The sequence below is a fragment of the Singulisphaera photorubra genome (assembly GCF_045290345.1).
Taxonomy (GTDB): Bacteria; Planctomycetota; Planctomycetia; order Isosphaerales; family Isosphaeraceae; genus Singulisphaera.
In genome coordinates this window covers 10,376,117-10,401,882 of record NZ_CP155447.1, presented here as the reverse complement: position 1 = coordinate 10,401,882, position 25,766 = coordinate 10,376,117, and the positions used below count along the sequence as shown (strand labels likewise).

Sequence of the window (25,766 nt, the reverse complement as noted above, 5' to 3'; positions counted from 1 at the left end):
TTGTCCTTCTGGTTTTCAACTTACAAGGGGAGGAGTCCGGCATGCGCCACGTTCGACCTCGAGGTTTCACGCTCATCGAATTGTTGGTGGTCATCGCGATCATTGCTGTGTTAATAGCCCTGCTCTTGCCCGCCGTCCAGATGGCTCGTGAGGCGGCCCGTCGATCCTCCTGCGCAAACAACTTGAAGCAGCTCGGGCTCGCCGTGCACAACTACGAGTCTGTGAATCAGACCCTCCCCTCGGCGTCGCTTTATCCTTGCCCGGCGGTCAATGCCTTCTCCACGGTGGATCTGTGCTGGAGCTATGGCGCCAGTCCTCTCGTGAGCCTGTTGCAATATCTCGAACAGGGGACCACCTATAACGCCTACAACTTGAGTCGAGGGGTCTACGGCTCCTATCCGCCCAGTACAGCAGGGCCGACCACTTGGTGGGCGAACACGACGGTCTTCAACGTCCAACTCTCGGTCGTTCTCTGCCCGTCGGACACGCCTCGGTTGCTTCGCCAGCCGGTGACCAACTACCTGGCGAACATCGGGGGGCCGTTCCTCCTCAACGGCTATAGCGGTCCCTTTGTTCCGCTGAACCCGACCATGACCTACACGGGAGGGGGTAACTACATCACGACGGCCAACTATCCGAATGCGCAGACGGCTGGGGTCGTCGGGATGAGTTCTATCACCGACGGCACCAGTAACACTGCGCTCTGGAGCGAAGGGGTGAGTGGCACGAATCTTCCCGTCCTCGCCGGCAGCGGCAAGGTTAGCGAGTTCCGCGGCTTCTTCAACTCCGGGTTCACCCTCAATCCCAACAACTTGATTCGCAACCAGAGCACCGTCTACCAGTTCCTGGCGGCCTGTAATGCGGTTCCGGCGGGAACTCTCGCGGCCTCTCCCGGAAACACTGGGGTCGGCTCACGCGGGCTGAGTTGGCAGATCTCGTATCCGTACTACGCCAATTTCGGGATGTATAACCACGTGGGTGGACCGAACTCGCGGCAGTGCTCGGCGATTACCGACCCCAACGGCGTCGGGCTCGACGTCTTCGGGACCTCCAACGCCACCAGTCTCCACTCTGGCGGCGTGAATATGACAATGGCTGACGGCTCCGTTCGTTTTGTGAAGGAACAGGTCAATCTCAATATGTGGTGGGCTATCGGCACCCGAAACGGCAATGAAATGGTCGACGCCAACCGGTTTTAGTTGGAAACCGTGGCTCCGATTCCATTCGACCCGCGACTTGAACGGGCTCGCGTCATCGGCTGGGGCCGGGTGATCTACCCCGGCTCCAGCCGATGTCGATGAGGAGGCGCCGAGTGAGCACTTTGTTGCATGGAAGCGGGAATACGTCTGGGAAACCGACTTTCGGGTTCCCCAGTCTCGACTGGAGGCCGCTGGCGTCTTGGCTGCGGAGATCCAGTTCAATCGTCCTGGTCAAGCCGAACAACTTGCCAGGACTTGGCTTTTGGTCGAGGTTTGGCCATACTATCCTCCCAATGAGAAGGATCGAGAGTTGCGAGAGGTTCGGAATTCACGAATCCTGAATTTCGCGTGGGGGCGGCCATGGTGGGTCAGACGCAGCGGATTGACAAGCTTCGTGAACTGGCGAGGAATTTGTGGTGGTGCTGGCAGCCGAATGTGGTCAGCCTGTTTCGCGAACTCGATCCCCAGTTGTGGCGCAGCGTCGATCATAACCCCATCGATTTCCTGAAACGCCTGCCACCGGAAGTTCTCGATCGTCGGGCCGCCGAGATGGCGCTCGACTCGCGAATCGACTACGCGTTTCGCCGTCTTGCCGAATATCTCAAGAACACCGATTCCTGGGGGACGGTGTACGCCGCCAATCTGCGGGCGCGTCCCATTGCCTATTTTTCCGCGGAATTCGGCCTTCACGAGAGCCTTCCGATCTATTCGGGCGGCCTTGGAGTGCTCGCCGGCGACCATTTGAAAAGTGCCAGCGACCTGGGCATTCCCTTGATTGGGATCGGTCTGCTCTACGACCAGGGCTATTTCCGCCAGTCACTGGATATCAACGGCTGGCAGCAAGAGGAGTATCTCAACGCCAACCCGGACCTCTTGCCGATCGAAACCGTCTCGGGAACCGACGGGACTCCCCTGATCATCTCGATTGAGACGAACAATGGGGTGCTCAAGGCCCGGGTCTGGCGGGTCAACGTGGGCCGGACGACCTTGTTGCTCCTGGACTCGAACGTACCCGGGAATTCCGAGAGCGATCTGGCACTCACCGCCCGGCTTTACGGTGGCGATGCGCGGGTGCGGATCCGTCAGGAACTTCTGTTGGGCGTCGGTGGCGTCCGTGTTTTGAATGCACTCGGGATTCATCCCTCGGTGCTGCACCTCAATGAGGGGCATAGCGCTTTCGCGGGGCTGGAGTTGATCCGGGCCGAGATGGAAGCCAACGAGATTCCGTTCGGCGAAGCCCTCCGCGACGTTGCGCGGATGACCGTCTTCACGACCCACACGCCTGTGGCCGCCGGTCACGACCGGTTTCCCGCCTCCCTGGTTGAGGAGAATCTGGGCAAGCTGCGTGAGGCACTGCACCTGTCTTACGATGACTTCATGGGGCTGGGCCGCGTTTACCCGACCGACGTCAACGAACCCTACTGCATGACGGTGCTCGCCCTCAAGCTCTCGCGGCATGCCAACGGGGTCAGTGCCCTCCACGGCCAGGTTTCGCGACGAATGTGGCACCCGCTCTACCCCAGCCGGCCCGAAGAGAGCGTGCCGATCGGCCATATCACGAACGGCGTCCACGTGCCGACCTGGATCGCCCCCCAGATGCAGCTCCTCTTCGGCCGGCACCTTGGCCCCGACTGGCTCAAGCAGGCTCGCAATCCTGAGACCTGGGAGAGTATCGAGGCGGTGGACGACGCCGAGCTCTGGGAGACTCAGCAGGTCTTGAAGGCAAGGCTGATCGACTTTGTCCGCCGACGGCTCACCGTGCAGGCCAAAAAGCGCGATGAAGGTGAAGCTGCGATCCAGCGTGCCCAGTCCGCGCTCGACCTTAACGCGTTGACCATCGGCTTCGCCCGCCGATTCGCGACCTACAAACGCGCTGGGCTGGTGCTTCAGGACGTCGAACGTTTGGTCGAGATGATCCATTCGAGCAATCGGCCGATCCAGTTCATCTTCGCAGGCAAGGCCCACCCCGAGGATCATTTCGGCAAGGAACTGATCCAGAACATCGTCCGCCTGACCCGCAAGGAAGAGCTGTCGCACCGCATCGTTTTCGTCGAAGACTATGACATCAACGTGGCGCGTCAGTTGGTTCAAGGGGTCGACGTCTGGTTGAACAACCCGCGTCGGCCGCAGGAGGCCAGCGGGACGTCGGGGGAAAAGGCGCTTCTCAACGGGGCCCTGAACTTCTCGATCCTCGACGGCTGGTGGGCCGAAGCGTACGACGGGACCAATGGTTTCGCGATCGGCTACGGCCAGTCGCATTCGATTCCCGCGGTGCAGGACGAGCGCGATTACAAGGCGCTCAGTGAGACCCTCACGGGCCAGGTGATCCCCCTCTTCTACAATCGCGACGCCGACGGGTTGCCCCGCGGCTGGATCAAGCGGCAGAAGAACGCCCTGCGTTCCCTCGCCTGGCGATTCAACGCCGATCGAATGGTTATGGACTACGTGCAGAACTGCTACCTACCGGCGGCCGGTGGGCAGTCGTGTCAGATGCCCCAATTCTGAATGCTCACGCCTCAATCGGGGGCGGCTCCGCGGACCCGAATCAAGGGTCCGCAGGGTCGTCGCCCCGTGGTCGAAGCGGGTTACGCTGCCTCGACGGCGGAGTTTCTGGGGCGACCCCTCGCAACGACCGGCCTCTGTCTCGCATAATCGATGAGATATGGGCACGACGACGTTCGGCCTCGGCCGTGATCGGCGTGACTGGCTCCCCTCGAGACGAGACCGCGGTGAGGCCCTTTCCTTGTGGACTCACGGTGGCTCAGGTAATGAGACGAGGCCCGGCCGGCGATACCGGGGTGCGATTATGATCGGCGAAAAGCTCGGTTCTTTCCGGATCGAGGCGATTCTCGGCACGGGGGCCATGGGGGTGGTCTACCGCGCGATCAGTGACGCGACGGGCAAGCCCGCCGCTGTCAAGGTGATCAGCGGCGAACTCACTCAGAAGAGCAAGTCGTACGAGCGATTTCGCCGTGAGGCCGAGATCCTCAAGCAGTTCCGTCACCCGAACATTGTTCGGTTTCTGGCGGTCGGCCGTTCTCAGGGAACCTCTTACTTCGCGATGGAGTATGTCGCGGGAGAGACCCTCGAGCAATTGCTTCGCCGTGAAGGCCCTCGCCCTTGGCGTGAGATCGTTGAGCTGGCGATCCAGACCTGCGAGGCGCTTCACTATGCGCACGAGCACGGTGTGGTTCACCGAGACCTGAAGCCGTCGAACCTGATGGTCTCCGAGGACGGTCAGATCAAGCTGACCGACTTCGGGATCGCCAAGGACCTTGACGCCACTGCCCTGACGGCGACGGGCCGGACCCTGGGTACCGCGGCCTACATGGCCCCCGAGCAGATTCGAGGGACGCCCGAGGTCAGCCACAAGACCGACCTCTACGCGCTGGGGGTCGTCCTCTACCAGATGCTCACCGGTCGCGCTCCGTTCGAGGGATCGTCGGCGGTTGTGCTGATGCACTGCCACATGAACGAGCCGCCCCCTCGTCCCAGCGCCCGGGTCGCCGAAATTCCGGTGGCCCTCGATAAGCTGGTCGTGCAACTGATGGCCAAGGACCCGAACGATCGGCCGTGGGACGCGGCGGCCCTGGCCGTATCCTTGGCGGAGATCCGCGACAAGGCGAGCCGGGGCGATACCGTCGCGATGGTCTGGGCGACTGATGGCGATCAGGCGATCACCCCGACTCGGGCGGGCCTCGCAACCCGCACGGGGACCGAAATTCCACCGACGAAACCTCGCAAGGCGGCCAAGGCCAAACGGCGGTGGACGCTTCCCGAGCTGAATCGGTCGTTACTCGAGGTCGTCCTGCTGTTTCTCGGTCTGGTGTTGGTTGGCGGCTTCCTCGGCTACATGCTCTGGCCACCAAGCGCCCCGTACCTCTACCATCAGGCCGAGCGGTTGATGGCGTCCGAGAAGCTGAGCGATTGGATGACCGCTCGTGATGATTATCTGAATCCGCTCGATCAGCGATTCAAACAGAATCCGTATCTCAAGACGACCCGGGGCTGGCGTGACCGCATCGAGCTCCAGATGGCCGATAATCGGGCCAAGATCCTCGAGAGTCCAGTGCCGACGCGGTTCAATGAACCCAAGAATGCGACCGAGGGAGCGTATCAGGCCTATTATCGACTGGCGAGTAAGGCAGCGAGCGAGGGGAACGACCTGGCGGCGATCGGTTATTGGGAGGAGATGACCAGCAAGCTCAATCCCGAAGAGGCCGAGGAACGCGGCTGGTTCTTGCTCTCCCAGAAGCGGGTTGCCGACCTCAAAAAGACCATCCTGCAACGCCGCGAGGTCGTGGCCGGCCTGCTGAGTCGCGCCTTGCAGGCAGAGCAATCGGGCCGCTCTGTTGAGGCTGCGAATATCCGCGCGGACCTCGTCAAGCATTACGGCAAATACACCGATCTGGACGAACTCTTTCTCGCGTTCGGCCTGAAGGCTCCCCCCGCCGCGGCGGCTTCTCCCACCCCTCTTCCCGCACCGAGCGACGTGACGCCAGCCGAAGAACCTGCGGCCAAGACCAAGGATCCGTGAGTTCAAACTCGCTTTCGATTGAGCGGTCCCAGGTGGTCTTCGACGGGGTCGAAACCCGGCGTTCGAACTATTGACTGTAAGGTCGGGGCCGCCTCGACGGGGCGTTCCAATTCAGCCTGGGCCAACGCCCGGGATCATCATCACAGAAAAAAAATACGAACCTGCCCTCCAACAAAAAAAAACGGCGGCCCGGTGAGTTCGTCGCGGGATGGGAACGCCCCGTTGAGGCCTGGTTCGTATCAGTCTCAGGCACGCTCACGTCGGGCGATTCGGCTTCGCTGAGCCGTGAACCCGTTGGGAAGAATCGGGATTTGTTTTATGTCTGCAGGTTGACATGAAGCAGTCATGTCAGGCATGTGTCAGAGCGGAAACCGTTGACGGCACGGCTTTCCGTGAACCTTGCACCATGCGACTCCGAAAGATTTGGGAATCTCGGAGTGACGCCTCCAAATTAGTTGACGCGAAGTTCAACGTCGGTTAATCTAGGGTTTACCTATCAAAGCCGGGGTGAGTAAGTCTGCTCACTTCGTTTTTCCCCCAGCATTTGGCCGTTCAAGGCCTCGAGGATGGAGATGTCTCAGTCTCGCGTTCGCTTCATTGGCAGTCGAGAACTTCACCGCGATCTTCCGAAGGTGCTGGATTCACTGGAAGACCCTAACGCTCGTTTTGTCCTGACCATCCACAGCAAGCCGAAGGCTGTACTGATCGGGGCGGAAGCATTCTTGCAGTTGTTGCGCGGGCACACCCCGAGCGATCGACTGCTGGCGCTTCAACTGGGAGCGTTGGTCCAAGGTCTTGAATCGGCAATCGCTTCGGATGACTCGGTTGATTCAGATGAAGTTCAGGATGTCGAAGAACTCGCGGTCGTCTGAGTTCCTTTCACGTCGAGTTTCGTCATAACCGATCTGGGCCCGAGCGCCCTCCACCACTTCTTTTCCGTTCACGGATTCGATCGGTAATTTCCCCAAGAACGATCGTCCGTGGGGCTATTCTGGGTCCCACGGGCGATCGTTCTGTTGGTTCGAACCCTCCAGTCGTGAGGATCGATCGCACTGGTCGTGATCGTGGTGAGAACCTGCGCGGTTCGTCGCGGTGCCCGTCCGATATACAGGAAGAAGTGTCGAGGCACCCTTCAGGGTCAGGGATGCCTTGTGTTAGAATGACCTGAGCGTAGGTTCAGCGGTCCCGGCTCGCACGACTGCCGGCCGCGGGACCCGGTCCGCCCGAGGTGTCTGATGTCCAGCCGGCCGTTCGTCCATCTACATTGTCATAGCCACTACAGTTTGCTCGATGGCGCCAGCAAGTTGCCTGCGCTGGTCAAGCGGGCGAAGGCATTGGGCATGCCGGCCTTGGCAGTGACCGATCACGGCAATCTTTACGGGGCCGTCGAGTTCTTGCGCGAGGCGAAATCGGTTGGGATCAAGCCGATCGTAGGGCTTGAGGCCTACGTGGCACCCCGGCATCGGACCGAGCGAAGCATGGGAGGAGGATCGGGCAAAGAGTACGCCTTCCACCTCACCCTGCTGGCTCGTAACGGCGAGGGGGTCCGCAACCTCATGCGGCTCTCGTCAGCCTCGTTCCTCGAAGGGTTTTACTACAAGCCGCGAATCGACAAGGAAATCCTCGAGCGGCACTCCGAGGGGCTCATCTGTCTCTCGGGCTGCGCCTCGGCCGAGTTCTCGGACCACATTCTCTACGGCAAGACGGCCGACGCCGAGAAGCTCTGCGACTGGTATGTCCGCGTCTTTGGCGAAGAGAACTTCTTCGTCGAGATCCAGGACAACGGGATCCAGATTCAGCGTGACTGCGCGGCGGGAGCGATCGATATCGCCCGTCGCAAGGGCCTGCCCTTGGTCGCCACCAGTGATGCTCACTACCTCACGCAGGATGACGCTCAGGCGCACGATATTCTACTTTGCATCAACACGGGCAAGACGGTCGACGACCCGAATCGGATGAAGTTCGAGAACGACCAGTTCCACGTTCGCAGCCCCGAGGAGATGTACGCCGCGATGCCCGGCCACGAGGAGGCGCTGGCCACCTCGGTCCGGATCGCGGAGATGGTGGAAGAGAACTATAAGAGCTTGAACCTTGGCAAGCGGATGTTTCCGTCATTCAAGCCCCCCGGCGAAAAGACCCCGGAGGACTATCTCGCCGAGCTCTGCCAGACCGGACTGATCGAACGCTTCGGGGAAAATCCTCCGGCCGCGGCCCAAGAACGGCTCGACCATGAGTTGGGCATCATCAACCGGATGGGGTTCGCGTCCTACTTCCTGATCGTCTGGGACTTCGTCCGTTTCGCACGCGAAGAGGGCATTCCCAACTCGGCGAGAGGTTCGGCGTGCGGGGCCTTGGTCAGTTACGTGCTCTACCTGAGCCATGTCGATCCGCTCAAGTATGACTTGCTATTCGAGCGGTTCCTCGACCCGAACCGGTCGGAAGCGCCTGACATCGACATCGACCTTTGCCGCGAGCAGCGGGCCAAGGTCATCGAGTACGTCCGAGGCAAGTACGGGGCGGCCAACGTCGCCCAGATCGGGACCTTCGGCACGATGGCCGCCAAGGCGGCACTCAAGGACGTCGGCCGTGCCTTGAATATTCCCTTGTCCCGGGTCGATCAGGTCACCAAGCTGATCCCGACCCGGCTGAACATCACTCTGGAAGAGGCCTTCAAGGAAGAGCCGGCCCTCAAGCGCCTGACCGAAGAAGACCCGGAGATCGCCAAGCTCTACGAGTATGCGAGGCGGCTGGAAGGGACCGCACGTAACGTCGGGACCCATGCCGCGGGCGTCGTGATCGCCGACCGCCCGCTCTGCGACATGGTTCCGCTTCAGCGCCTGCCGAACAAAGATAAAGACAAAGAGGTCGTCAGCACCCAGTGGGAAATGGGCGACGTTGAGAAGGCCGGCCTTCTCAAAATGGACTTCCTCGGCCTCCGCAACCTGACGAGCCTGGCAGCCGCGGTGAAGCTCGTCGAGAAGAAGCTCGGGCAGCCGCTCGACCTGCTCAGCCTGCCGCTCGACGATGAGGAGACCTACCAGCTCCTCCAGCGAGGTGAGGCCCGCGGTATCTTTCAGCTCGACTCGGCGGGGATCCGCGACCTCCTGGTCAAGATGAAGCCTGACCGCTTCGCCGACTTGATCGCGATCCTGGCTCTCTACCGTCCCGGTCCGCTCAACGGCGGTATGGTCGACGAGTACGTCGACGTCAAGCATGGTCGGAAGCAGGCGGTCTATGAACATGCCGTGATGAAAGAGGTCCTCGAGGACACTCACGGCGTCATGGTCTACCAAGAACAGGTCATGCGGATCTTGAACCGCTTGGGGGGCATCGAGCTCTCACAAGCGTACGCGTGCATCAAGGCCATCTCCAAGAAGAAGACCGAGACCATCGCCCAGGGACGGAAGCAGTTCGTCGAGGGGGCGGTCGAGCGCGGCCTGGAGAAGGATCGCGCGACCAAGATTTTCGAGCTCATCGAGTTCTTCGGCGGTTACGGTTTCAACAAGTCGCACTCGACGGCCTATGCCCTCGTTTTGTTCCAGACGGCCTACCTCAAGGCTCACCATCCCACCGAGTACATGGCTGCCCTGCTCTCCACCGAAATGGACGGGGCCGAGCGGGAAAAATTTCTCGTTGAGCACATCGAAGACTGCAAGAAGCTTGGCCTTGAGGTATTGCCCCCCAACATCAACGAAGGTGAGGCCCCGTTCCGGGTCGCCGCCGAGGGGAAGATCTATTTCGGCCTGGGTGCGATCAAGGGAGTCGGACTCAAGGCGGTCGATGAGATTGTAAAGGCCCGCGACAAAGGGGAGAAGTACACCGGGCTCGATGATCTCTTCGAACGGGTTCCTTTGAGCGTGGTCAGTCAGTCCTGCGTCGAAGCCTTGATCAAGGCCGGCGCGTTTGATTGCCTGGGGGCACGCCGAAGCCAGTGGCTGGCTGTCTTGCCCCGAGCGGCACAGGCAGGGCAAGCGGTCCAGGAGGATCGCAAGCGGGGCCAGCGCAGCCTCTTCGACGCGTTTTCAGGGGCCGCCGACGAGACCCCTCAAAACGGCAATGGCAAGCCAGCCACCACTTCGAGCCTCCCTGACATCCCCGAACTCCCCGACGTTGAACGTCTGGCCGAGGAGAAGAAGGTCCTCGGCTTCTACATGTCGAGTCACCCGTTGGCCCGGCATGCCAGCCTCTTGCAGGCGTTGGCCACGCATAGCGTGGCGAGCCTGGCCACGGTCGTGGCCAAGTCGGAAGTCATCCTGGGAGGGATGATCTCCGGCGTGCAAATCAAGAGCGTTCAGAAGAGCCGCTCCGGACTGACCCGAATGGCCAAGCTCAGCTTTGAGGATTTGACCGGTTCGGTTCCGGCGATGCTCTGGCCCGAGCAGTATGCCCAGGCCGAAGAAATGGTCAAAAATGACCTGATCTGCTTCGTCCGCGGAGCGCTTGATCGACGTCGCGAGCCCGCCGAACTGGTGATCTCCAAGATCATCCCCCTGAGCAAAGGGCCGGCTGAACTCTCACGCGGGGTCGTGGTTACCCTGCGCAAGGGAGTGACCGAGGACGAACAGATGCAGCGGTTGCTCCGTCAGTTCCGGATCAGGCCAGGAAACCTCGAGGTCTACCTCGAGATCCTCGGTCTCTCGGGCGTCCGCCGCGCGATCTACAAGGCCGGCTCGGGGCTGAAGATCCGTCACGACGAGCGCATGCTCGCCGACCTCGAAGCCGCGGTCGGGGCGGGCAATGTTCGCCTCCTGGGTAATCGCGGCGCGACTGCCCGCGTCGAACCGACGGTGACCGCCGCGGCCCCGGCTCCGACGGAGGCCGGCTACATCGAGGCCCCGTCCGACGACGATTAACTCCAGGGGCATGGGCGTTCGCCTTTTGGACATCGATACTTCATGGAACATTCATTAGGCTTTTCCCACGTCGCATCGTAGGATCATATCGAAGTAGGCCCCAGCCAATCAGGCCTGGGGCCTGACTTCCTGACATACTCGATTCGAGGGTGTTCGTACCTGCCAAAAGCCAAGCCTCCATTGTTCGCGAGAATTTGCATGCGTTGCTCAGAACGCTGCTCCCCCCCTCTGTCTCGCGACCTCGGAACTCTTTAGGCAGGACGATATCGATCAGAGTTTTGAGTTGTGGAATCAAGAATTCCAAATTCGAATCGCTGATTGAATTTGCTGAATCTTGGAATCGACAGACGTCCTGAGGCTGGGACCATTCCGGCGTGTGGATCGTCTGGGTTCGCTCTGCGCGCTGGGCTTGAGTTCGACGTGTGAAGCATCCCAGGCGTCGGGACGCCTTTGGTGACAGGAATGGCTTCCAAGCGTGGCCGATCGTTTTCTGGAACCCGATGTGACATGAGCATGTTATTTGAAAGATTCCAATCGCTGACGGGTAGGATTCGTTCAAGTCGTCGACCCATCTGGCTGGGCTGTGTCGTCCTCTCTGCCCTTGCTGGCTGTGGCTCGTCCGATGCCGCTGGCAAGGTCACCGTCTATCCGGTCAAGGGCAAGATTCTGTTGCCCGACGGCCAGCCACTGACCTCCGGCCGCGTCGTCTTTCTCCCTCTGGGGGAGTTGATGATCGAGTCCTCCGGAACGATCGGTGCAGACGGGGCATTTTCACTCAGCACGGGTGAGTCGGGTGAGGGCGCACCCGCGGGAGAATTTCGGGTCAAGATTACGCCTAACGAATCAAAACTTGCCGTTGCGAAGCCGGGAAGCCGGAGCGTGAATCAACGAAAACTGCCGTTTCCTCCCCAGTATGCTGACGAGGAGACCTCGGGGCTGAAGGTGACCGTGAAGCCCGAGCCGAATGACCTGCCGCCGATTCGCCTCCAGAAGACGTCCCTCAGATCGGTTGCTTCGGTTCGGTTTCACAACTGAGCGTCTGTTTAAAAAACATGCTCGCTGAGTGACATGGTTTAATTTGCAAGAGACTAGAACAAGGAACCACTGATGAGATCGGGAACGCGGCAGTCCGGTTTTACTTTGATCGAACTTCTCGTGGTGATCGCGATCATCGCGGTGCTGATCGCACTCCTGTTGCCCGCGGTTCAGGCAGCCCGAGAGGCGGCTCGCCGCTCTCAGTGCACCAACAATCTCAAGCAACTCGGCCTGGCCTTGCACAACTACGAGAGCAGCAACGGGAGTTTCCCGCCCGCGGGCGAGTCGACGAATTACAAGACGTCACCCCCCTCCACGCAATTCGTTGACGGCGGCTGGAGCACATTGGCGCGCATCCTGCCCTACATGGAAGGGGGGGCCACGTTCAACACGCTGAACTTCTCCGTGGACTACAACGAGCAAACCGGGATGAATTACACCGGGGCTTCGACCGTGGTGAGCGTCTATCTGTGTCCCTCGTCCGCTCGGAGCGGCACCGGACGCGACTCCTGGAGCACCGCTGCGAATTCGCCCGAGGAGGCTGCGGGGGGCAATAAAGGCTACGGCTATTCCGACTACGGCGCCACCTGCTACACCGACATCAACCCGACGGGCCAGTCCACGGCTTACTCTGCCGCGACGCCCTTCCGGCTCAAGACCTCTCGTGCGAACGGCCTCTTGAAGGAAGGACAGACCCGCATCGCCGAGGTTATCGACGGCACGAGTAACACGATGGCCATCGGAGAGGACGCAGGTCGTGACGAAAGCTTCCTGAGCCCGTATACGGAAGGCTATTACGACGGCACCAATTCCCGTCCCATCCTGGGACAGGGACCAGGCGGTGGCCAGAGCGCGTATCGACGCTACTGGCGCTGGGCCGAGCCGGACGGTGCTTATGGGGTTTCCGGACAGCCCAACAACAAGGCTCGCCCGATGAAAGAATCCACCCCGTGGCCCGCCACGCTCGGTACGGCCGGCAATAACGCCGGGGCCAACGATGAGTTGTTCTCGTTCCACTCGGGCGGGGTCAACGCTCTGTTTGGCGATGGCAGCGTCCGATTCATCAAGGACAGTATCAGCGTCATCACCCTCCGCAGCCTTGTGACCCTATCGGGCGGCGAGGTGGTCTCGGCCGACTCGTTCTGACCCGTGGTCGTCCGCCCCGCAAACCGGAAACAAGAGCGAGGCCCGAGATCCCCTTGGATCTCGGGCCATTTTTTTCATTTGGGTCGGGGCAAGTGCGAGGTCGGTCGAGTCGGATGGCTGGGGGCAAGGACCACGGGCTCGTTGCAACGACTTGCGCTCGCGGTCGACTCGGCTGGGCGATGCCAACTCAACCCGCCTGCGGAGAATCTTCGACAGGCAGGTCATGACCGACACTGGCGGCCCTGAAAGGGCGATGAGTGGCCATACCAGTCGGGGCTGCAAGGAGCTTACCGATGAGAACGGCTTTGGGGACGAACCCGACTGGGTTTTAAGGAGCAAAAAGTCGAGATGTCTGTACGAGAAGCTTGGCGCTCACCCAAGGTGGACTGCTCCCGATCTCTCTGTCGTTGGCTTCGAAGATCAGCGGGTCCGCTTTTCCTGTTCGGCCTTGGCGAGTTTGGAAGGGGAGCTGATAAAGCATTCCATCGTTGAAAAAGGGGCAGTCTCGGGCGCGGCCAGTCTCAGGCCACGTCGAACGGTCCGGGTGGCCTGGCCAGCTTCACGGATCGTGATCGAGAACGCGCACTCACGATCGGCGCTGGAGGTTTTCACGTCGTCGAGTCGAAGGGTCTGCAAGCCAGTTTGATCGACGTGCTGGCGGACCGTGCGGAATTGGCAGCCCGAGTGACTGGGCTTGATTTCGACGTCGCACCCGTCGCGGTCGAGCCCGGCGATCCGCAACTGAAGGTAGACGGTGTTTCCTTTTGTCGCTGGTTTCTCGTCGGCGTTCGCCTGACGAGCGAGAGGAAGAACGATCCCCACGGCGACGGTCAAAGCGGCCATCCATGACCTGCCCTGCATCGGCTCCACTCCTTTTGGTTGATTCGAGAAACCCTCCGGAAATGGTGCAGTGACGTGGGTGTAGGGGCGAGCGGCAAGTTACTCTGGCCCGCGGATCGACGCAAGGTCAGATCATATTGAGTCGGTGCAACCAACCGGAACCGTGACATCGTCGGGGGGCGGCTGGCGCGGCTCGTGTTCAGATGGTTCGTCCGCCGTCAGCGACGAGAACCTGGCCGGTCATCAATGAGGTACCGTTGGCGAGGAAGAGGGTGACGTCCGCGATGTCGTCGGCCGAGGCGGGCCGTTTCAGAGGAGTCGACTTCATCGCTTGCTCGACCATGTCTTGGTGGTCGGCGAGCCATCGGGTTTGAACCGGGCCGGGAGCGACGGCATTGACCCGAACCTCCGGGGCAAACGCCTTCGCCAGGCTCTTGGTCATGGTGATGACCCCCCCTTTACTCGCTGCGTAGGCGATCGAGCTCCCCGACCCCGCCACGCCTGCCACCGAGGCGATGTTGACGATGTTCCCCTTGCGCACCTTGAGGTAGGGCATTGCGGCGCGGCAGGCGAAGAAGGTGCCTTTCAGGTTCACGCCGAGGATCTCGTCCCAGACCTGGTCGGTCAGTCCTTCCAGGTCATGGTGTGCGACGAAGAACGTGGTCGCCGCGTTGTTCACGAGGACGTCGAGCCCGCCGAACTCCTCGGCGGTCCGTTCGACCATGGCACGCACCGCCGTGTCGTCGGCGACGTCCGCCTGAACAACGAGCGCCTCTCCGCCCCGTTCGCGAACACCGTCGGCTGTCTCCTCAGCCTCGGTCCGCGACTTCGAGTAGTTGACCGTGACCGCGAAACCAAGGCTGGCGAATCGCCAGGCCACTGCCCGGCCGATTCCCGTTGCCGACCCCGTCACCAGCGCGACACGTTCCCGGCCCATTGCACGTCAACCTCGGAGCGAGTCGGTCGCGGAGAGGAAATCGCCCTCTCCGTCGGACGACTGATAAAGTCCTGCCGAGCGTTCTCAGCGGTTTTGGACCACGGGGGTGGCTACTTCAGAGACAACCTTGGCCTGACGGGCAGCCTCGCTGGTTTCCAACCGGCTGGATGCGATGGCGACGTCGCGAACCATCAACTCGACCGACGGGCTCATCCAGCTCAGCAGGAATTGCTGGGGAAAGACACCCAAGGCGACGGTGAGGACGACCAACGGGATCGAGATTGCCCACTCGCGGGGGCTAAGGTCGGGCAGACCGCGGTATTGCTCGTTCCGGCCGAGGAAGACGCGTTGAAGCGTCCAGAGGATATAGGCGGCGGTCAGGACCACGGCGGCGGCCGCGAGAATGGCCAGCAGCTTGCTGTAGTTGAATGTGGAAAGAACCACGAACGCTTCGGCGATGAACCCGCAGAGCCCCGGCAGTCCCATCGATCCGAAGAAGATCAGGAACGAGACGGCTCCATAGGCGGGCATCGAGGTGAGCAGCCCCCCCAGCTTCTTGAGGTCACGGGTGTGGGCACGTTCATAGATGACGCCCACCAAGAAGAACATGCCGGTGGAGGTGATCCCGTGCGCGATCATCATGAACATCGCGCCGTTGACGCCGAAGGCGTAGTAGCGAGGATCGTCTGTGAGGTTCATCGCGGCCATGCCGAGCGTCACATAGCCCATGTGGCTGACCGAGCTATAGGCGACCAGCTTCTTGAAGTCGGTCTGCGCCATCGCCACCAGGGCCCCATAGAGGATGCTGAAGACACCCAGGATGGCGACCGGGTAGGCGAACTCAATCGCACCCTGCGGCGCGAGCGGCCAGGCGAGCCGGATCAGGCCGTAGCCGCCGATCTTGAGCAAGACGCCCGCGAGGATCATGCTGATCGGGGTCGGGGCCTGCACGTGAGCGTCGGGCAACCATGTGTGGAACGGGAACGACGGCAGCTTGATGCAGAATCCAACCAGGAAGAGGCCGAAGATCCAGCGCTGGACGGAGACGCCGTAATAACCCGTCTCGCTGGCGATCTGGGCCAGAGCCACGAGGTCGAAGGAGTGGGCGCTGAACACCTGGCCGTGGAGCATGGCTTGGGGCACGCCCGCCACCAGCGGATCGCCCGGCCAGAAGTAGAGCAGCAGGATGGCGACGAGAATAAAGACCGACCCGAAGAGCGTGTAGAGCAGGAACTTGATGGCCGCATACTCGCGGTTCTCACCGCCCCAAACGCCGATCAGGAAGTACATCGGCAGCAGCATGACTTCGAAGAAGACGTAGAAGAGGAACATGTCGAGCGAGAGGAAGACGCCCATCATGCTCGCCGTGAGCAGCAGGTAGAGGGAGAAATATCCCTTCACCTGCTTGTCGATCTTCCACGACGCCAGGCAGGCCAGCACGCTCACCAGGCCGGTGAGGAGAACCAGGCTCAGGCTGATCCCATCCAGGCCGAGATAATACTGGATGTTGAAGTAGGGGATCCAGGTCCGCCGCACCACCAGGTCGCCGAGTGCCGGTCCGACTTCGCTGACGGACGGGTTCTCCGCGGAGGTCGTGCTGGTGAGCGAGTTGCGCTCGGCTCGTTCGCGTAACGGGGCCGAGGCGTTCGAGCCAGGCTGGACGTAAGCGCTGTAGGCCACCAGCGTCAGGGCAAAGGTCGCGAGCGTGATCGCCAGTGCGGTCCCTTTGATCGCCGTCTCGGCCCGCTTAGGGATCAAGAGGACGCCGATGGCTCCGAGCAAAGGGAGCAGCCAGAGCAGGGTCAGCAAAAGATCGTCGCTCATGACGTTGGCACCACTTCGAAGAGAGTCAAGGTCGTGGAAGGACGTTGTACGGCGGTACGGCGAACGGACCCGGTCCAGTTCGCTCAAGGTCAGGGGCGAACCCAGGCGAAGACGCCTACGAACAAGCCGACCAAGGCGACAGCCAGGAACATCAGGTAGTTTCGGATGCGGCCGGTCTGGATCCCGCGGCTCCAGTTACCCACGGAATAGACGGTCCGCGCGGTCAGGTTCACCAGCGAGTCGACGGCGACCCGATCGAAGACCCCTTCTGCCTTGCTCACGAGGAGAGTCACTTTCGCCACGCCGTTGACCGCGGCATCGATGACCCGCTTATCGAACTCGCTACAGAGCCGGGTGAGAGCCAACGTCGGTTGCACGAAGGCGAGGTCATAGAGTTCGTCAAAATACCACTTGTTGACGAAGAAGCCGTAGATCCCGCCAAGTCGCTCGGCGGCCACGCGAGCATCCTGCCGCTTCCGAAAGACGTACGGGAGCGGCGGAGCGTAGAAGAGGATGCCCAGGCCGACGCCGACCGCGAGGATCAACACCGAAGCGCCCATCGCGAGCAAGTGCGACTGGTGGAGCGATTCAACATGAACTTGTCTGACAACCGGTTCGCCGTATTCGAGCATCCGCTCGACGACCGGTTTGGCGATGTCCGAGGTCGAGACCGGCAGAATCGTAAACGGGTAGCCGATGATGATCGTGGGCACGGCCAGAATCATGAGCGGCCATGTCATGATCGGAGGGCTCTCATGAGCGTGGTCGTACGGATTGCCATGGTGGTGGTCGCCGTGCTCATGCGCACCAGCGTGCCCGTGGGCTGCCGCCGGGTAGCCGCGGGGGTCGCCAGCGAAGACCAGGAACCACATCCGGAACATGTAGAAGGCGGTCAGCGCTGCTCCGAACGCAGGGAGCAGGAACAGGAGAATGTGCTGAGGATTGTGCTCGCCGAAGACGAAGTAGATCGAAGAAGCGAGGATCGCATCCTTCGAATAAAATCCGCTGAAGAGCGGCACGCCCGAGATCGCGAGCGTCGCTGCGAGCATTGTGTAAGCAGTGATCGGCATCTTCTTACGCAAGCCACCCAGCACCGGCATTTCGTAGGTGTGGACGGCGTGGTAGATACTTCCCGCACCCAAGAACAGGAGCGCCTTGAAGAAGGCGTGCGTCAGGAGGTGGAAGAGCCCGGCGGCCCAACCCCCGACTCCAAGTCCGAGCATCATGAAGCCGAGCTGGCTGACGGTCGAGTACGCGAGCACCTTCTTGTAATCGGTCTGCACCGTCGCGATCGTGGCCGCGATGAAGAGGGTGATTCCCCCGGTGTAGGCGATGTAGAGTTGAACATCCGGTGTGAAGAGCGGAAAGAAACGGCCCACCAAGTAAACGCCTGCCGCCACCATTGTGGCCGCGTGGATCAAGGCGGAAACAGGGGTCGGACCAGCCATCGCGTCCGGGAGCCAGACGTGGAGGGGGAACTGGGCACTCTTGCCAGCACATCCGGCGAAGATGCCGAGCCCCGCCAGGGTCAAAGCCCAAAACGGAATCTGTAACGGCTTGCCGGTCACCTCATTTTTGAGGGCCAGCCCACTTTCCTGGTCGTAAAGCGTGACGACCGCAGTGTCCCCTACGGTTGACGCTTCCACATTGAGTCGCCCCGTTTGATCACGAAGCGAGTGGTTGATCGTGTGGATATCGAAGGTGCCGAAACTGGTCCAGATCAGGCCCAGGCCGATGAGCATCCCGATGTCACCCACGCGGTTGACGATGAACGCCTTGTTCGCCGCGTTGCAATTCTTCTTCTCCTCGTACCAGAAGCCGATCAGGAGGTAAGAGCAGACCCCGACCAACTCCCAGAAGATGAAGATCATGAAGACGTTGGCCGACGCGACCAGGCCGAGCATCGAGAAGCAGAAGAGCGAGAGGTACGTGAAGAACCGCGGGTAGCCCGCGTCGTCGTGCATGTACCCCATCGAGTAGATGTGGATCAACGTCGCGATAAACGTGACCATCAAGAACATGATCACGGTAAGGTTGTCGATATGAACGGCTAGCGGGATCACCAACGCGGGCCCGGCAAGCCGGCCCACCACGGGGACGGCCTGGGTGCCCCCGATGACCCAGTTGTAGCTGGCACGCCAGACGAGTGGTCCCTTGGCGTGCTCCGCTTTCTCCGCGTGCGACCCCTCGGGCTCGGCCGCTTCCGCCGTTGCGCCTGGTTCGGCATGGGCCGCGGCGTGTGGATGGTGCGAGGCCAGGACCCCTTCCGCTTCCACGAAGAAGTACTGGAAAAAACCGACCGCGCTCAGGAGGAATGAGAGGCCGATGGCCCCAGTCGCCAGGTAGGCGTTCAAACGGCCGAGCAGGCGGATCCCGATTAACTCGATGGTAAACGCGGCCAAGGGAATTAGCACCGCGGCTACGTAAAGTCCTGCCTGCCAGCTCATTTCGTCCCCTCGATCATGTCGGTGTCCTGGTGCTGGAGGGTCGTCCGGGGAGAGGGTGAAATATGGCACAGGGGTTTGCGCTTTGCAACCCCCTGCCGGTAGAGCCCTTCACGGATTCGGTCGACTGTCAGCTAAGGGCTCGAGAGCGATCGTCAGCAGGACCCCTTATATCGCGGAAACGCCGTTGGTTCGGCTCTCAATCAATAGGTCGGCAGCGTCGGATCCACATCCTTGATCCAGGCCAGAATTCCACCCGTGAGGTTCTGAAGTCGACTGAATCCGGCCTCGTTCAGCAAGGCAATCGCCTTCGCGCTTCGGACGCCACTTTTGCAGTGGACGATCATCGCTCGATCGCGCTGGAGTTCCGCGAGCCGATTGGGAAGCTCAGGCAATGGGATGACGGTCGACCCGGCGATCCGGCAGATGGCAATTTCCTCAGGGTTGCGGACGTCGAGGATGAAGGGCTGTTCTCCCCGATCTTGCATCCCCTTGAGTTCCAGCGGGGTGATCGTGTCGTTCCCGGAAGCCGTCGTCGCCACCGCGGGATCAACGACCGGGACTCCGCAAAACTGCTGATAATCAATCAGGCCGGTGATCGTCGGGTTGGGGCCGCAGATCGGACATTTGGGGTTCTTCCGCACTTTCATCTCGCGGAAGCTCATGTCGAGAGCGTCGTAGAGAAGGAGTCGGCCGGTCAGCGGGCGTCCGGTCCCCAGCAGAAGTTTCACCGTTTCGGTGGCTTGAACGATTCCGATCAGCCCGGGCAGGATCCCCAATACACCCCCCTCGGCGCAGTTCGGCACGAGGTCGGGGGGAGGCGGTTCGGGATAGAGGCAGCGGTAGCAGGGACCATGCGGTGGGAAGAAAACCGACGCTTGGCCGTCGAATCGAAAGATCGATCCGTAGACATTCGGCTTGCCCAGAAGCACGCACGCGTCGTTGACGAGGTAGCGGGTCGGGAAGTTGTCGGTGCCATCCACGATCACGTCGTAGTCGGCGAAGATCTCCAGGGCGTTGCTGCTGTCGATCGGGTGCTCGTGCCGAATGATCTTCAGCTCGGGATTGATCGCCTGGAGCTTCTCTTGAGCGCTCGTGACCTTGGGGCGGCCGACGTCCGCGGTGAAGTGGATGATTTGGCGCTGGAGATTCGACACGTCGACGACGTCGAAGTCGACCAGACCGATCGTGCCGACCCCCGCGGCGGCCAGATAGAGGGTCAAGGGAGCTCCGAGGCCCCCTGTTCCAATACAGAGGACCTTGGAAGCCTTGAGCCTCTGCTGACCATTCATTGCGACCTCCGGCATGATGAGATGCCGAGCGTAGCGCTGAATTTCAGCGGAGGAAAGCGGCGAAGCGGCAGGCCGCTCGCCGAGGAGATCAATCGGAGGTATGTTCATCGTCTTGTGGTGCCTAACCTGGAATACGTCCGACCTAGGCGTCACTGGGCCGGTAACGGCCGATCAGGAGGCTGGCGTTGTGCCCGCCGAACCCGAAGCTGTTGGACATGACCCGCTCGACCTTCACTTCGCGTGCGACGTTCGGAATATAGTCGAGGTCGCATCCCTCGCCCGGGTGGTCGAGGTTGATCGTCGGGGGGAGCACGTCCGTATGAATCGCCAGGGCGGAAGCAATCAGCTCTACCCCTCCCGAGGCGCCCAGGAGGTGGCCCAGCTCACTCTTGGTGCTGGAGATCTGGAGCCGGCTGACGTGGGAACCGAAGACGGTCTTCATCGCCCGAGTCTCGGCCAGGTCTCCCAGACCGGTGCTCGTACCGTGAGCATTGACATAATCAACGCCATCGGGTGAAACACGTGCGTCGTTGAGACAAAGGTTCATGGCGCGGGCTGCGCCTCGGCCTTGCTCGTCGGGAGCCGTGATGTGCGATCCGTCGGCCGACATCCCGTAACCGAGTACTTCGGCATAGATGCGCGCCCCACGGGCTCGCGCAACCTCCTCGCACTCGAGGAGCATGATTCCGGCCCCTTCAGCCAGGACGAAGCCGTCCCGGTCACGGTCGAAGGGACGGCTGGCGCGAGTCGGATCGTCGTTCCGGGTGGACAAGGCCCGCATCGAGGCGAACCCTCCCAGTCCCATGTGCGTGATCGCGGCTTCGCTTCCGCCGGTGATCATGACGTCGGCCAAGCCCGACTGGATGAGTTTGAACGCGTCGCCGATGGCGTTGGCCGCCGACGCGCAGGCCGTCGCGATTGCCGTGTTCGGTCCGCACAAACCCCAGCGGATCGAGACCTGGCCGCTGGCCGCATTGACCATCAACTTCGGGATCGTGAACGGGCTGATCCGAGACGGACCCTTCTCGCGCATAATCGAGTGTTGGGTCTCAAACTCGGTGAGCCCGCCGATTCCCGATCCGATGATGACGCCGCAGGTGTGAGCGGGATAGCGCTCGAAATCGATTCCCGAATCCTCGACGGCCGACATGCTGGCGGCCATCGCGAATTGCGCGAACCGATCCAAGTGACGCGCTTCCTTGGCTCCAAACCGTGCTACGGGATCCCAGTCAGGAACCTGGCCGCCGAAGTGGACCTTGAACTCGCTCGTATCAAAGAGGGATAGCGGTCCAACGCCGCTTTGGCCCGCGCAGAGCGACGACCAGAATCGGTCCAGTGTGTCGCCCAGGGCCGTGACCACCCCCATGCCGGTGATGACGACTCGGCGTGACTTACCCATATTACTTCGTATGTTCCTCGATGTATAGGATCGCTTGGCCGACAGTCTGAATCTTCTCGGCCTCTTCATCGGGGATGGTGATGTCGAACTCTTCTTCGAACTCCATCACCAGTTCCACGGTGTCGAGCGAGTCGGCACCCAGGTCGTTGACGAATGAGGTTTCCCGGGTCACCTGGTCCTTGGCTACCCCCATCTGCTCGCTGACGATCTCGATCACGCGTTCTTCCACGGACACGGGCGAACCTCCTGATTTCTGGTCTAAGCTTTCGAGTCGGGTCGGGTGGCACCACTGGGCATGACGGTTCGCGTTCGGGCACCGAGGCGCATCGTCGGTGTGGCGTTGAGACACCCCCCACCGGATCGCGGCGGCAGAAGCCGCCGGGATGTAGCGAGGGAATCCTCAGAGTTATCGGTCGTAAAGAGCCTCGGCTTCGAACTTCAGGGCCGTGGATCCTGTAAAACGTCTCAAGTTACCAATCCCTGGCCGCAATGTCTACGGAAGGATCGGCCTGGGGATCACCATCGCCGATTTATATCGCTTCTCGACCGTGAGAACGGGGCGAACCGCTCTGCTCCCCCCTCACCGGTTGGTTCAAGCCGTCATCCCACCGTCGACGGCGATGACTTGGCCGGTCAGGTAGCTTGCGCCGGGTCCGGCAAGATAGCACGCCAAGTCGGCAATGTCATCGGGAGTCCCGAGCCTTCGAAGGGGAACGCGGTCTTTGACCTCGCTCTTGATCTTGTCGGGGAGTGCGTCGGTCATGTCGGTGGTGATGAACCCGGGGGCGATCACGTTGACCGTGATGTTGCGGGCGGCCAGCTCGCGGGCGATCGTCCGGCTGAAACCGATGACTCCCGCCTTGCTCGCCGAGTAATTGGCCTGGCCCGGGTTGCCCATCAGGCCCGAGACGCTGCTGATGTTGATGATCCGGCCGTACCGGCCGCGCATCATGATGGCGCCGACGGCTCTCGAGAAGAGAAACGTGCCCTTCAGATTGGTGTCGATGACGTCATCCCAGGCATCGTCTTCCATGCGGAGGACGAGGCCGTCGCGGGTAATGCCGGCATTATTGACCAGGATCTGAATTTTGCCGAATTTCGCTTCGACCTCTTCCACGACCCGGTTGACGTCGGCTGAGTCGGCGACGTTGGCGGCATAGCCCTCGGCGGTCCCTCCCGCGTCTCGGATCGTCTTGAGCGTCTCTTCGAGGCCCTCCACAGTCCGTGCGATGCCCGCCACGGTGGCGCCGCAGGCTGCCAGCCGAGTCGCGATCGCTCGACCGATCCCGCGCGAGGCTCCGGTCACCATCGCCACCTGACCGCTCAAATCGACTCGACATCCTGAAGGACTATCGCCGCTGGCCATTGTTCGCTTCCATCCTCTCGCGGGGATCAAATTCGCCGAAAACCACGCCGTGGCGGGACGTTGAGAATCGTTATAATCTCGGCCGAGCGGCCCCCACAACCCCAATCTCACCCGCCGCGAGCTGCGGCGGGACCGACGGTAAGGATGTCGAGGCCCCGCAGGGCGGAATCAACGGGCCGGGATGCTCGTGCATCGGGTCTTGCGATCGATTCGCTTCAAGAGACCGGTCAAGACGCGTCCGGGACCCACCTCGTAAAACGTGTCGAAGCCATCCGCCATCATTCGTCGCATCGAGTCTTCCCAGCGCACTCCACCGACCACCTGCGCGACCAGTGTCCGCCTCAGGTCGTCGGGATCGGAATGTGCGGCCGCATCGACATTCGAGTAGACCGGGATTCGCGGCGGGGCGATCGCTGTCGAGCCGAGCGCCTCGGCGAGTCGGTCGTCGGCCGGTTTCATGAGATCCGAGTGGAAGGCCCCCGCCACCTTCAGGGGGATCACCCGTGACGCACCGAGTTCCGAGGCGATCGGTTCGAGCTGAGCCAGGGCGGAGGTCTCGCCGGAGACGACGATATTGCCGGGACCGAGCAGGTTGGCTTTCCAGAGGCGGCCGTGCGGTGCGACCCGACGGCAGAGTTCGTCGATCGCCGGCTCGTCGAGGCCGAGCACGCTGGTCATTCCGCTGGGTGTGGCCAGTGCGGCTGCCTGCATCGCCTGACCGCGAGCCTGGACCACTTTCAGGCCAGCCTCGAAATCGAGTGACCCGGCAAAGACCAGGGCGGTGTATTCGCCGAGGCTGAGCCCTGCCGCTCCTTGGCACGCCTCGACGACGTCGGGCTGGCTCACCTTCAAGCTTTCAAGCGCCGCCAGACTGGCGACGAAAATCCCTGGCTGGCTCACGTCGGTCGATTCGAGAGCCTCGGCCGGTCCCTCGAAGCAGAGTTTCCGGAGGTCGAAGCCGAGGATCTCGCCCGCGCGGTCGAACAGCGAACGAGCGGCCGGCAATTCGCTGTCGAGCTCGCGGCCCATGCCGACGGTCTGTGCTCCTTGGCCGGGGAAGAGAAAGGCAATCTTGGGCATCGGGTCGTTTACCTTGAGTTCGAGAGGCTCTGCATGGAAATCTTTCTCCGGAGGAGCAGGGTTCGGACCCTCGAATTGAGCTGTTTGCGAGCGTGGTTGCCGCCTCGACGACGAACCGACCTCACACCTCTGCGATATGACCGGCGGCGATCTGCTCGACGATCAGTTGGTTGAGCTCGTCCTCGGCCATGGTGCTCGCGACGCGAAGCGCGTTCTTGATCGCGCGATCGCCGGACGAACCGTGGCAAATGATGCAGGCCCCGCGGATCCCGAGGAGAGGGGCGCCCCCGAATTCCTCATACTCGAACCGTGCCTTGAGCGCGCTGAGTCCGCTCGCCATGGCCTGGCCGGCTTCGGCGGGCATCGCGCCAAGGAGGCGGGCCAACTCCTGCTTGAGCGTGGCGAACAGGAAGTCGACCGCTCCCTCCCCTGCCTTCAGTAGGACGTTGCCGACGAACCCCTCGCAGACGACCACGCGGGCATGCCCCTCGTAGATGTCACGGCCCTCGACGTTGCCGACGAAGCGATGAGCCAGCGGACTCTTCTGGTAGATCGCGCGGGTCGACTTGGTGAGATCGGTTCCCTTGTCGTCCTCGGCTCCGACGTTGAGCAAGCCGATCTTGGGTTCGGAGACGCCCAGGATCGTCTCGGCGTAAATCGAGCCCATGACGCCGTACTGATAGAGATCTTCAGCCTTGGCGTTCATGTTGGCGCCGACGTCAATGATGACGATCGGCCCCTGGTGGGACGGGAAGATCGCGGCAATCCCCGGACGGCGGACGCCCGGCAAGAACATTTTGTTGTTGAACAGAGCCGAGCCGACCATGGCTCCGGTATTTCCGGCGGAGACCACGGCCTTCACATCGCCGGAGGCCATCAAGCCCCAGCATTTTGAGATCGAGTTATCACGCTTCTTTCGGAGCGCCTCGACGGGTTTCTCTTCCATGCCAATGACTTGGCTGGCGTGGATAATCGGTAAACGGTCGAGGTCCGCCTGGGGCGTTTTGGCCAGTTCGGCCTCGATCCGATCGCGGTCGCCGACGAGAACGACGGTCAAGCCCGGCTGATCGTGGACGGCTTCAACGGCGCCGGCAACGATCGGTCCGGGGGCATGATCGCCCCCCATAGCGTCCAGGGCAATCCGCATGCGGGGATCTCCGAGGCGGAAAACGAGAGAAATATCAAGACAATAGCGGGATGCTGAAAGGTGGGGGAAGCCCAGCCTTCGCATCCCGTGACAATCGCCACAAGGCGTGCTTACGTCCTGAAGGAAAGTCCTTCCCCATCGTACCGAGGTTGGGCCCGGCTCGGGAAGGTCTTTCGGATTCGCCCCCAATCCGATGTTCATCATATCAGTTGAGGCCAGGCGCGAAGTATCCTAGAGTATCGGCTCAAAAACTGTCAAGCGCACTCCGAACTTCAGAGCCCCCAACTCCTCCGGCGCAATCGCTTCAGGTTGATCCCGAGGGGTGGCCCGTCCGTTCGACCACGTCGGCGGGCGCTGGTCCGCTGCCGACGACTCGAAATGGCTACTTTTCGCGAACCGCCGATTTCAAGCCGACCGGTTTGGAACCGGGAACGGGACCGAGCCTATTGTACCGGACAGGGCGTCAACATGAATGCCTCGTGTCTGCTCTAATGCGCCGACAGAGATCGTCGCTTCACCATCAGATGAGTTGGCCGCTCACTGGTTTAAAGAGAGAAGGGAAGGCGATTTGGAGGGGCATGAGGTCCGAGGTTTGATCCTGTGGCACCGCGCAGGCCGCGATTTGATTCGATGACCGAACGGGTCGGGTGGCACCGTCTTCAGAAAA

The 25,766-nt window shown here is 61.5% G+C and carries 17 protein-coding genes; 7 read left to right on the top strand and 10 right to left on the bottom strand.

What is annotated here, in order from left to right; all coding sequences use genetic code 11:
• Positions 1–41 precede the first annotated feature (41 nt).
• The 7 genes from V5E97_RS38810 (at position 42) to V5E97_RS38780 (ending at position 12,770) form a co-directional block, all read left to right on the top strand.
• Entirely contained in the window at positions 42–1,199 is a 1,158-nt protein-coding gene (locus V5E97_RS38810) for a DUF1559 family PulG-like putative transporter (RefSeq protein ID WP_406696906.1), read from the top strand.
• Positions 1,200–1,559: 360 nt separating this feature from the next.
• Positions 1,560–3,704 (top strand): alpha-glucan family phosphorylase, encoded by a 2,145-nt coding sequence (gene glgP / locus V5E97_RS38805; RefSeq protein ID WP_406696905.1) that lies wholly within the window; start codon positions 1,560–1,562, stop codon positions 3,702–3,704.
• A 301-nt stretch (positions 3,705–4,005) separates the two neighbouring features.
• On the top strand, positions 4,006–5,736 hold the full coding sequence (locus V5E97_RS38800; protein WP_406696904.1) for a serine/threonine protein kinase: 1,731 nt from the start codon (positions 4,006–4,008) through the stop codon (positions 5,734–5,736).
• A gap of 572 nt (positions 5,737–6,308) precedes the next feature.
• The gene (locus V5E97_RS38795; protein WP_406696903.1) at positions 6,309–6,608 is read left to right on the top strand and encodes a type II toxin-antitoxin system Phd/YefM family antitoxin; all 300 of its coding nucleotides are present in this window, start codon (positions 6,309–6,311) and stop codon (positions 6,606–6,608) included.
• Between the two features lie 363 nt (positions 6,609–6,971).
• A complete protein-coding gene (dnaE, locus tag V5E97_RS38790) occupies positions 6,972–10,589 on the top strand; it encodes a DNA polymerase III subunit alpha (protein ID WP_406696902.1) in 3,618 nt (1,205 codons plus the stop codon).
• Between the two features lie 507 nt (positions 10,590–11,096).
• Positions 11,097–11,624: a hypothetical protein gene (locus V5E97_RS38785; RefSeq protein WP_406696901.1), complete on the top strand. Its 528-nt coding sequence runs from the start codon at positions 11,097–11,099 to the stop codon at positions 11,622–11,624.
• A gap of 72 nt (positions 11,625–11,696) precedes the next feature.
• The gene (locus V5E97_RS38780) at positions 11,697–12,770 is read left to right on the top strand and encodes a DUF1559 family PulG-like putative transporter (protein WP_406696900.1); all 1,074 of its coding nucleotides are present in this window, start codon (positions 11,697–11,699) and stop codon (positions 12,768–12,770) included.
• A gap of 420 nt (positions 12,771–13,190) precedes the next feature.
• Here V5E97_RS38780 and V5E97_RS38775 read toward each other — a convergent pair whose 3' ends face one another.
• From V5E97_RS38775 to plsX, 10 genes are all read right to left on the bottom strand, one after another.
• Positions 13,191–13,631 (bottom strand): hypothetical protein, encoded by a 441-nt coding sequence (locus V5E97_RS38775; protein ID WP_406696898.1) that lies wholly within the window; start codon positions 13,629–13,631, stop codon positions 13,191–13,193.
• 178 nt (positions 13,632–13,809) lie between these two features.
• Complete coding sequence (locus V5E97_RS38770) at positions 13,810–14,547, bottom strand: SDR family NAD(P)-dependent oxidoreductase (protein WP_406696897.1); 738 nt, start codon at positions 14,545–14,547, stop codon at positions 13,810–13,812.
• Positions 14,548–14,631: 84 nt separating this feature from the next.
• Complete coding sequence (locus tag V5E97_RS38765; RefSeq protein WP_406696896.1) at positions 14,632–16,371, bottom strand: complex I subunit 4 family protein; 1,740 nt, start codon at positions 16,369–16,371, stop codon at positions 14,632–14,634.
• An 89-nt stretch (positions 16,372–16,460) separates the two neighbouring features.
• A complete protein-coding gene (nuoL, locus tag V5E97_RS38760; protein ID WP_406696895.1) occupies positions 16,461–18,818 on the bottom strand; it encodes an NADH-quinone oxidoreductase subunit L in 2,358 nt (785 codons plus the stop codon).
• Positions 18,819–19,018: 200 nt separating this feature from the next.
• Positions 19,019–20,215, bottom strand: a complete 1,197-nt coding sequence (moeB, locus tag V5E97_RS38755; RefSeq protein ID WP_406696894.1) for a molybdopterin-synthase adenylyltransferase MoeB — start codon at positions 20,213–20,215, stop codon at positions 19,019–19,021.
• Between the two features lie 34 nt (positions 20,216–20,249).
• On the bottom strand, positions 20,250–21,506 hold the full coding sequence (gene fabF, locus V5E97_RS38750; RefSeq protein WP_406696893.1) for a beta-ketoacyl-ACP synthase II: 1,257 nt from the start codon (positions 21,504–21,506) through the stop codon (positions 20,250–20,252).
• Between the two features lies 1 nt (position 21,507).
• Positions 21,508–21,699, bottom strand: a complete 192-nt coding sequence (locus V5E97_RS38745) for an acyl carrier protein (RefSeq protein ID WP_406701288.1) — start codon at positions 21,697–21,699, stop codon at positions 21,508–21,510.
• Positions 21,700–22,098: 399 nt separating this feature from the next.
• A complete protein-coding gene (gene fabG, locus V5E97_RS38740) occupies positions 22,099–22,872 on the bottom strand; it encodes a 3-oxoacyl-[acyl-carrier-protein] reductase (RefSeq protein ID WP_406696892.1) in 774 nt (257 codons plus the stop codon).
• Between the two features lie 168 nt (positions 22,873–23,040).
• The gene (fabD, locus tag V5E97_RS38735) at positions 23,041–23,952 is read right to left on the bottom strand and encodes an ACP S-malonyltransferase (protein WP_406696891.1); all 912 of its coding nucleotides are present in this window, start codon (positions 23,950–23,952) and stop codon (positions 23,041–23,043) included.
• A 121-nt stretch (positions 23,953–24,073) separates the two neighbouring features.
• The gene (gene plsX / locus V5E97_RS38730) at positions 24,074–25,099 is read right to left on the bottom strand and encodes a phosphate acyltransferase PlsX (RefSeq protein WP_406696890.1); all 1,026 of its coding nucleotides are present in this window, start codon (positions 25,097–25,099) and stop codon (positions 24,074–24,076) included.
• Between the last annotated feature and the right edge of the window lie 667 nt (positions 25,100–25,766).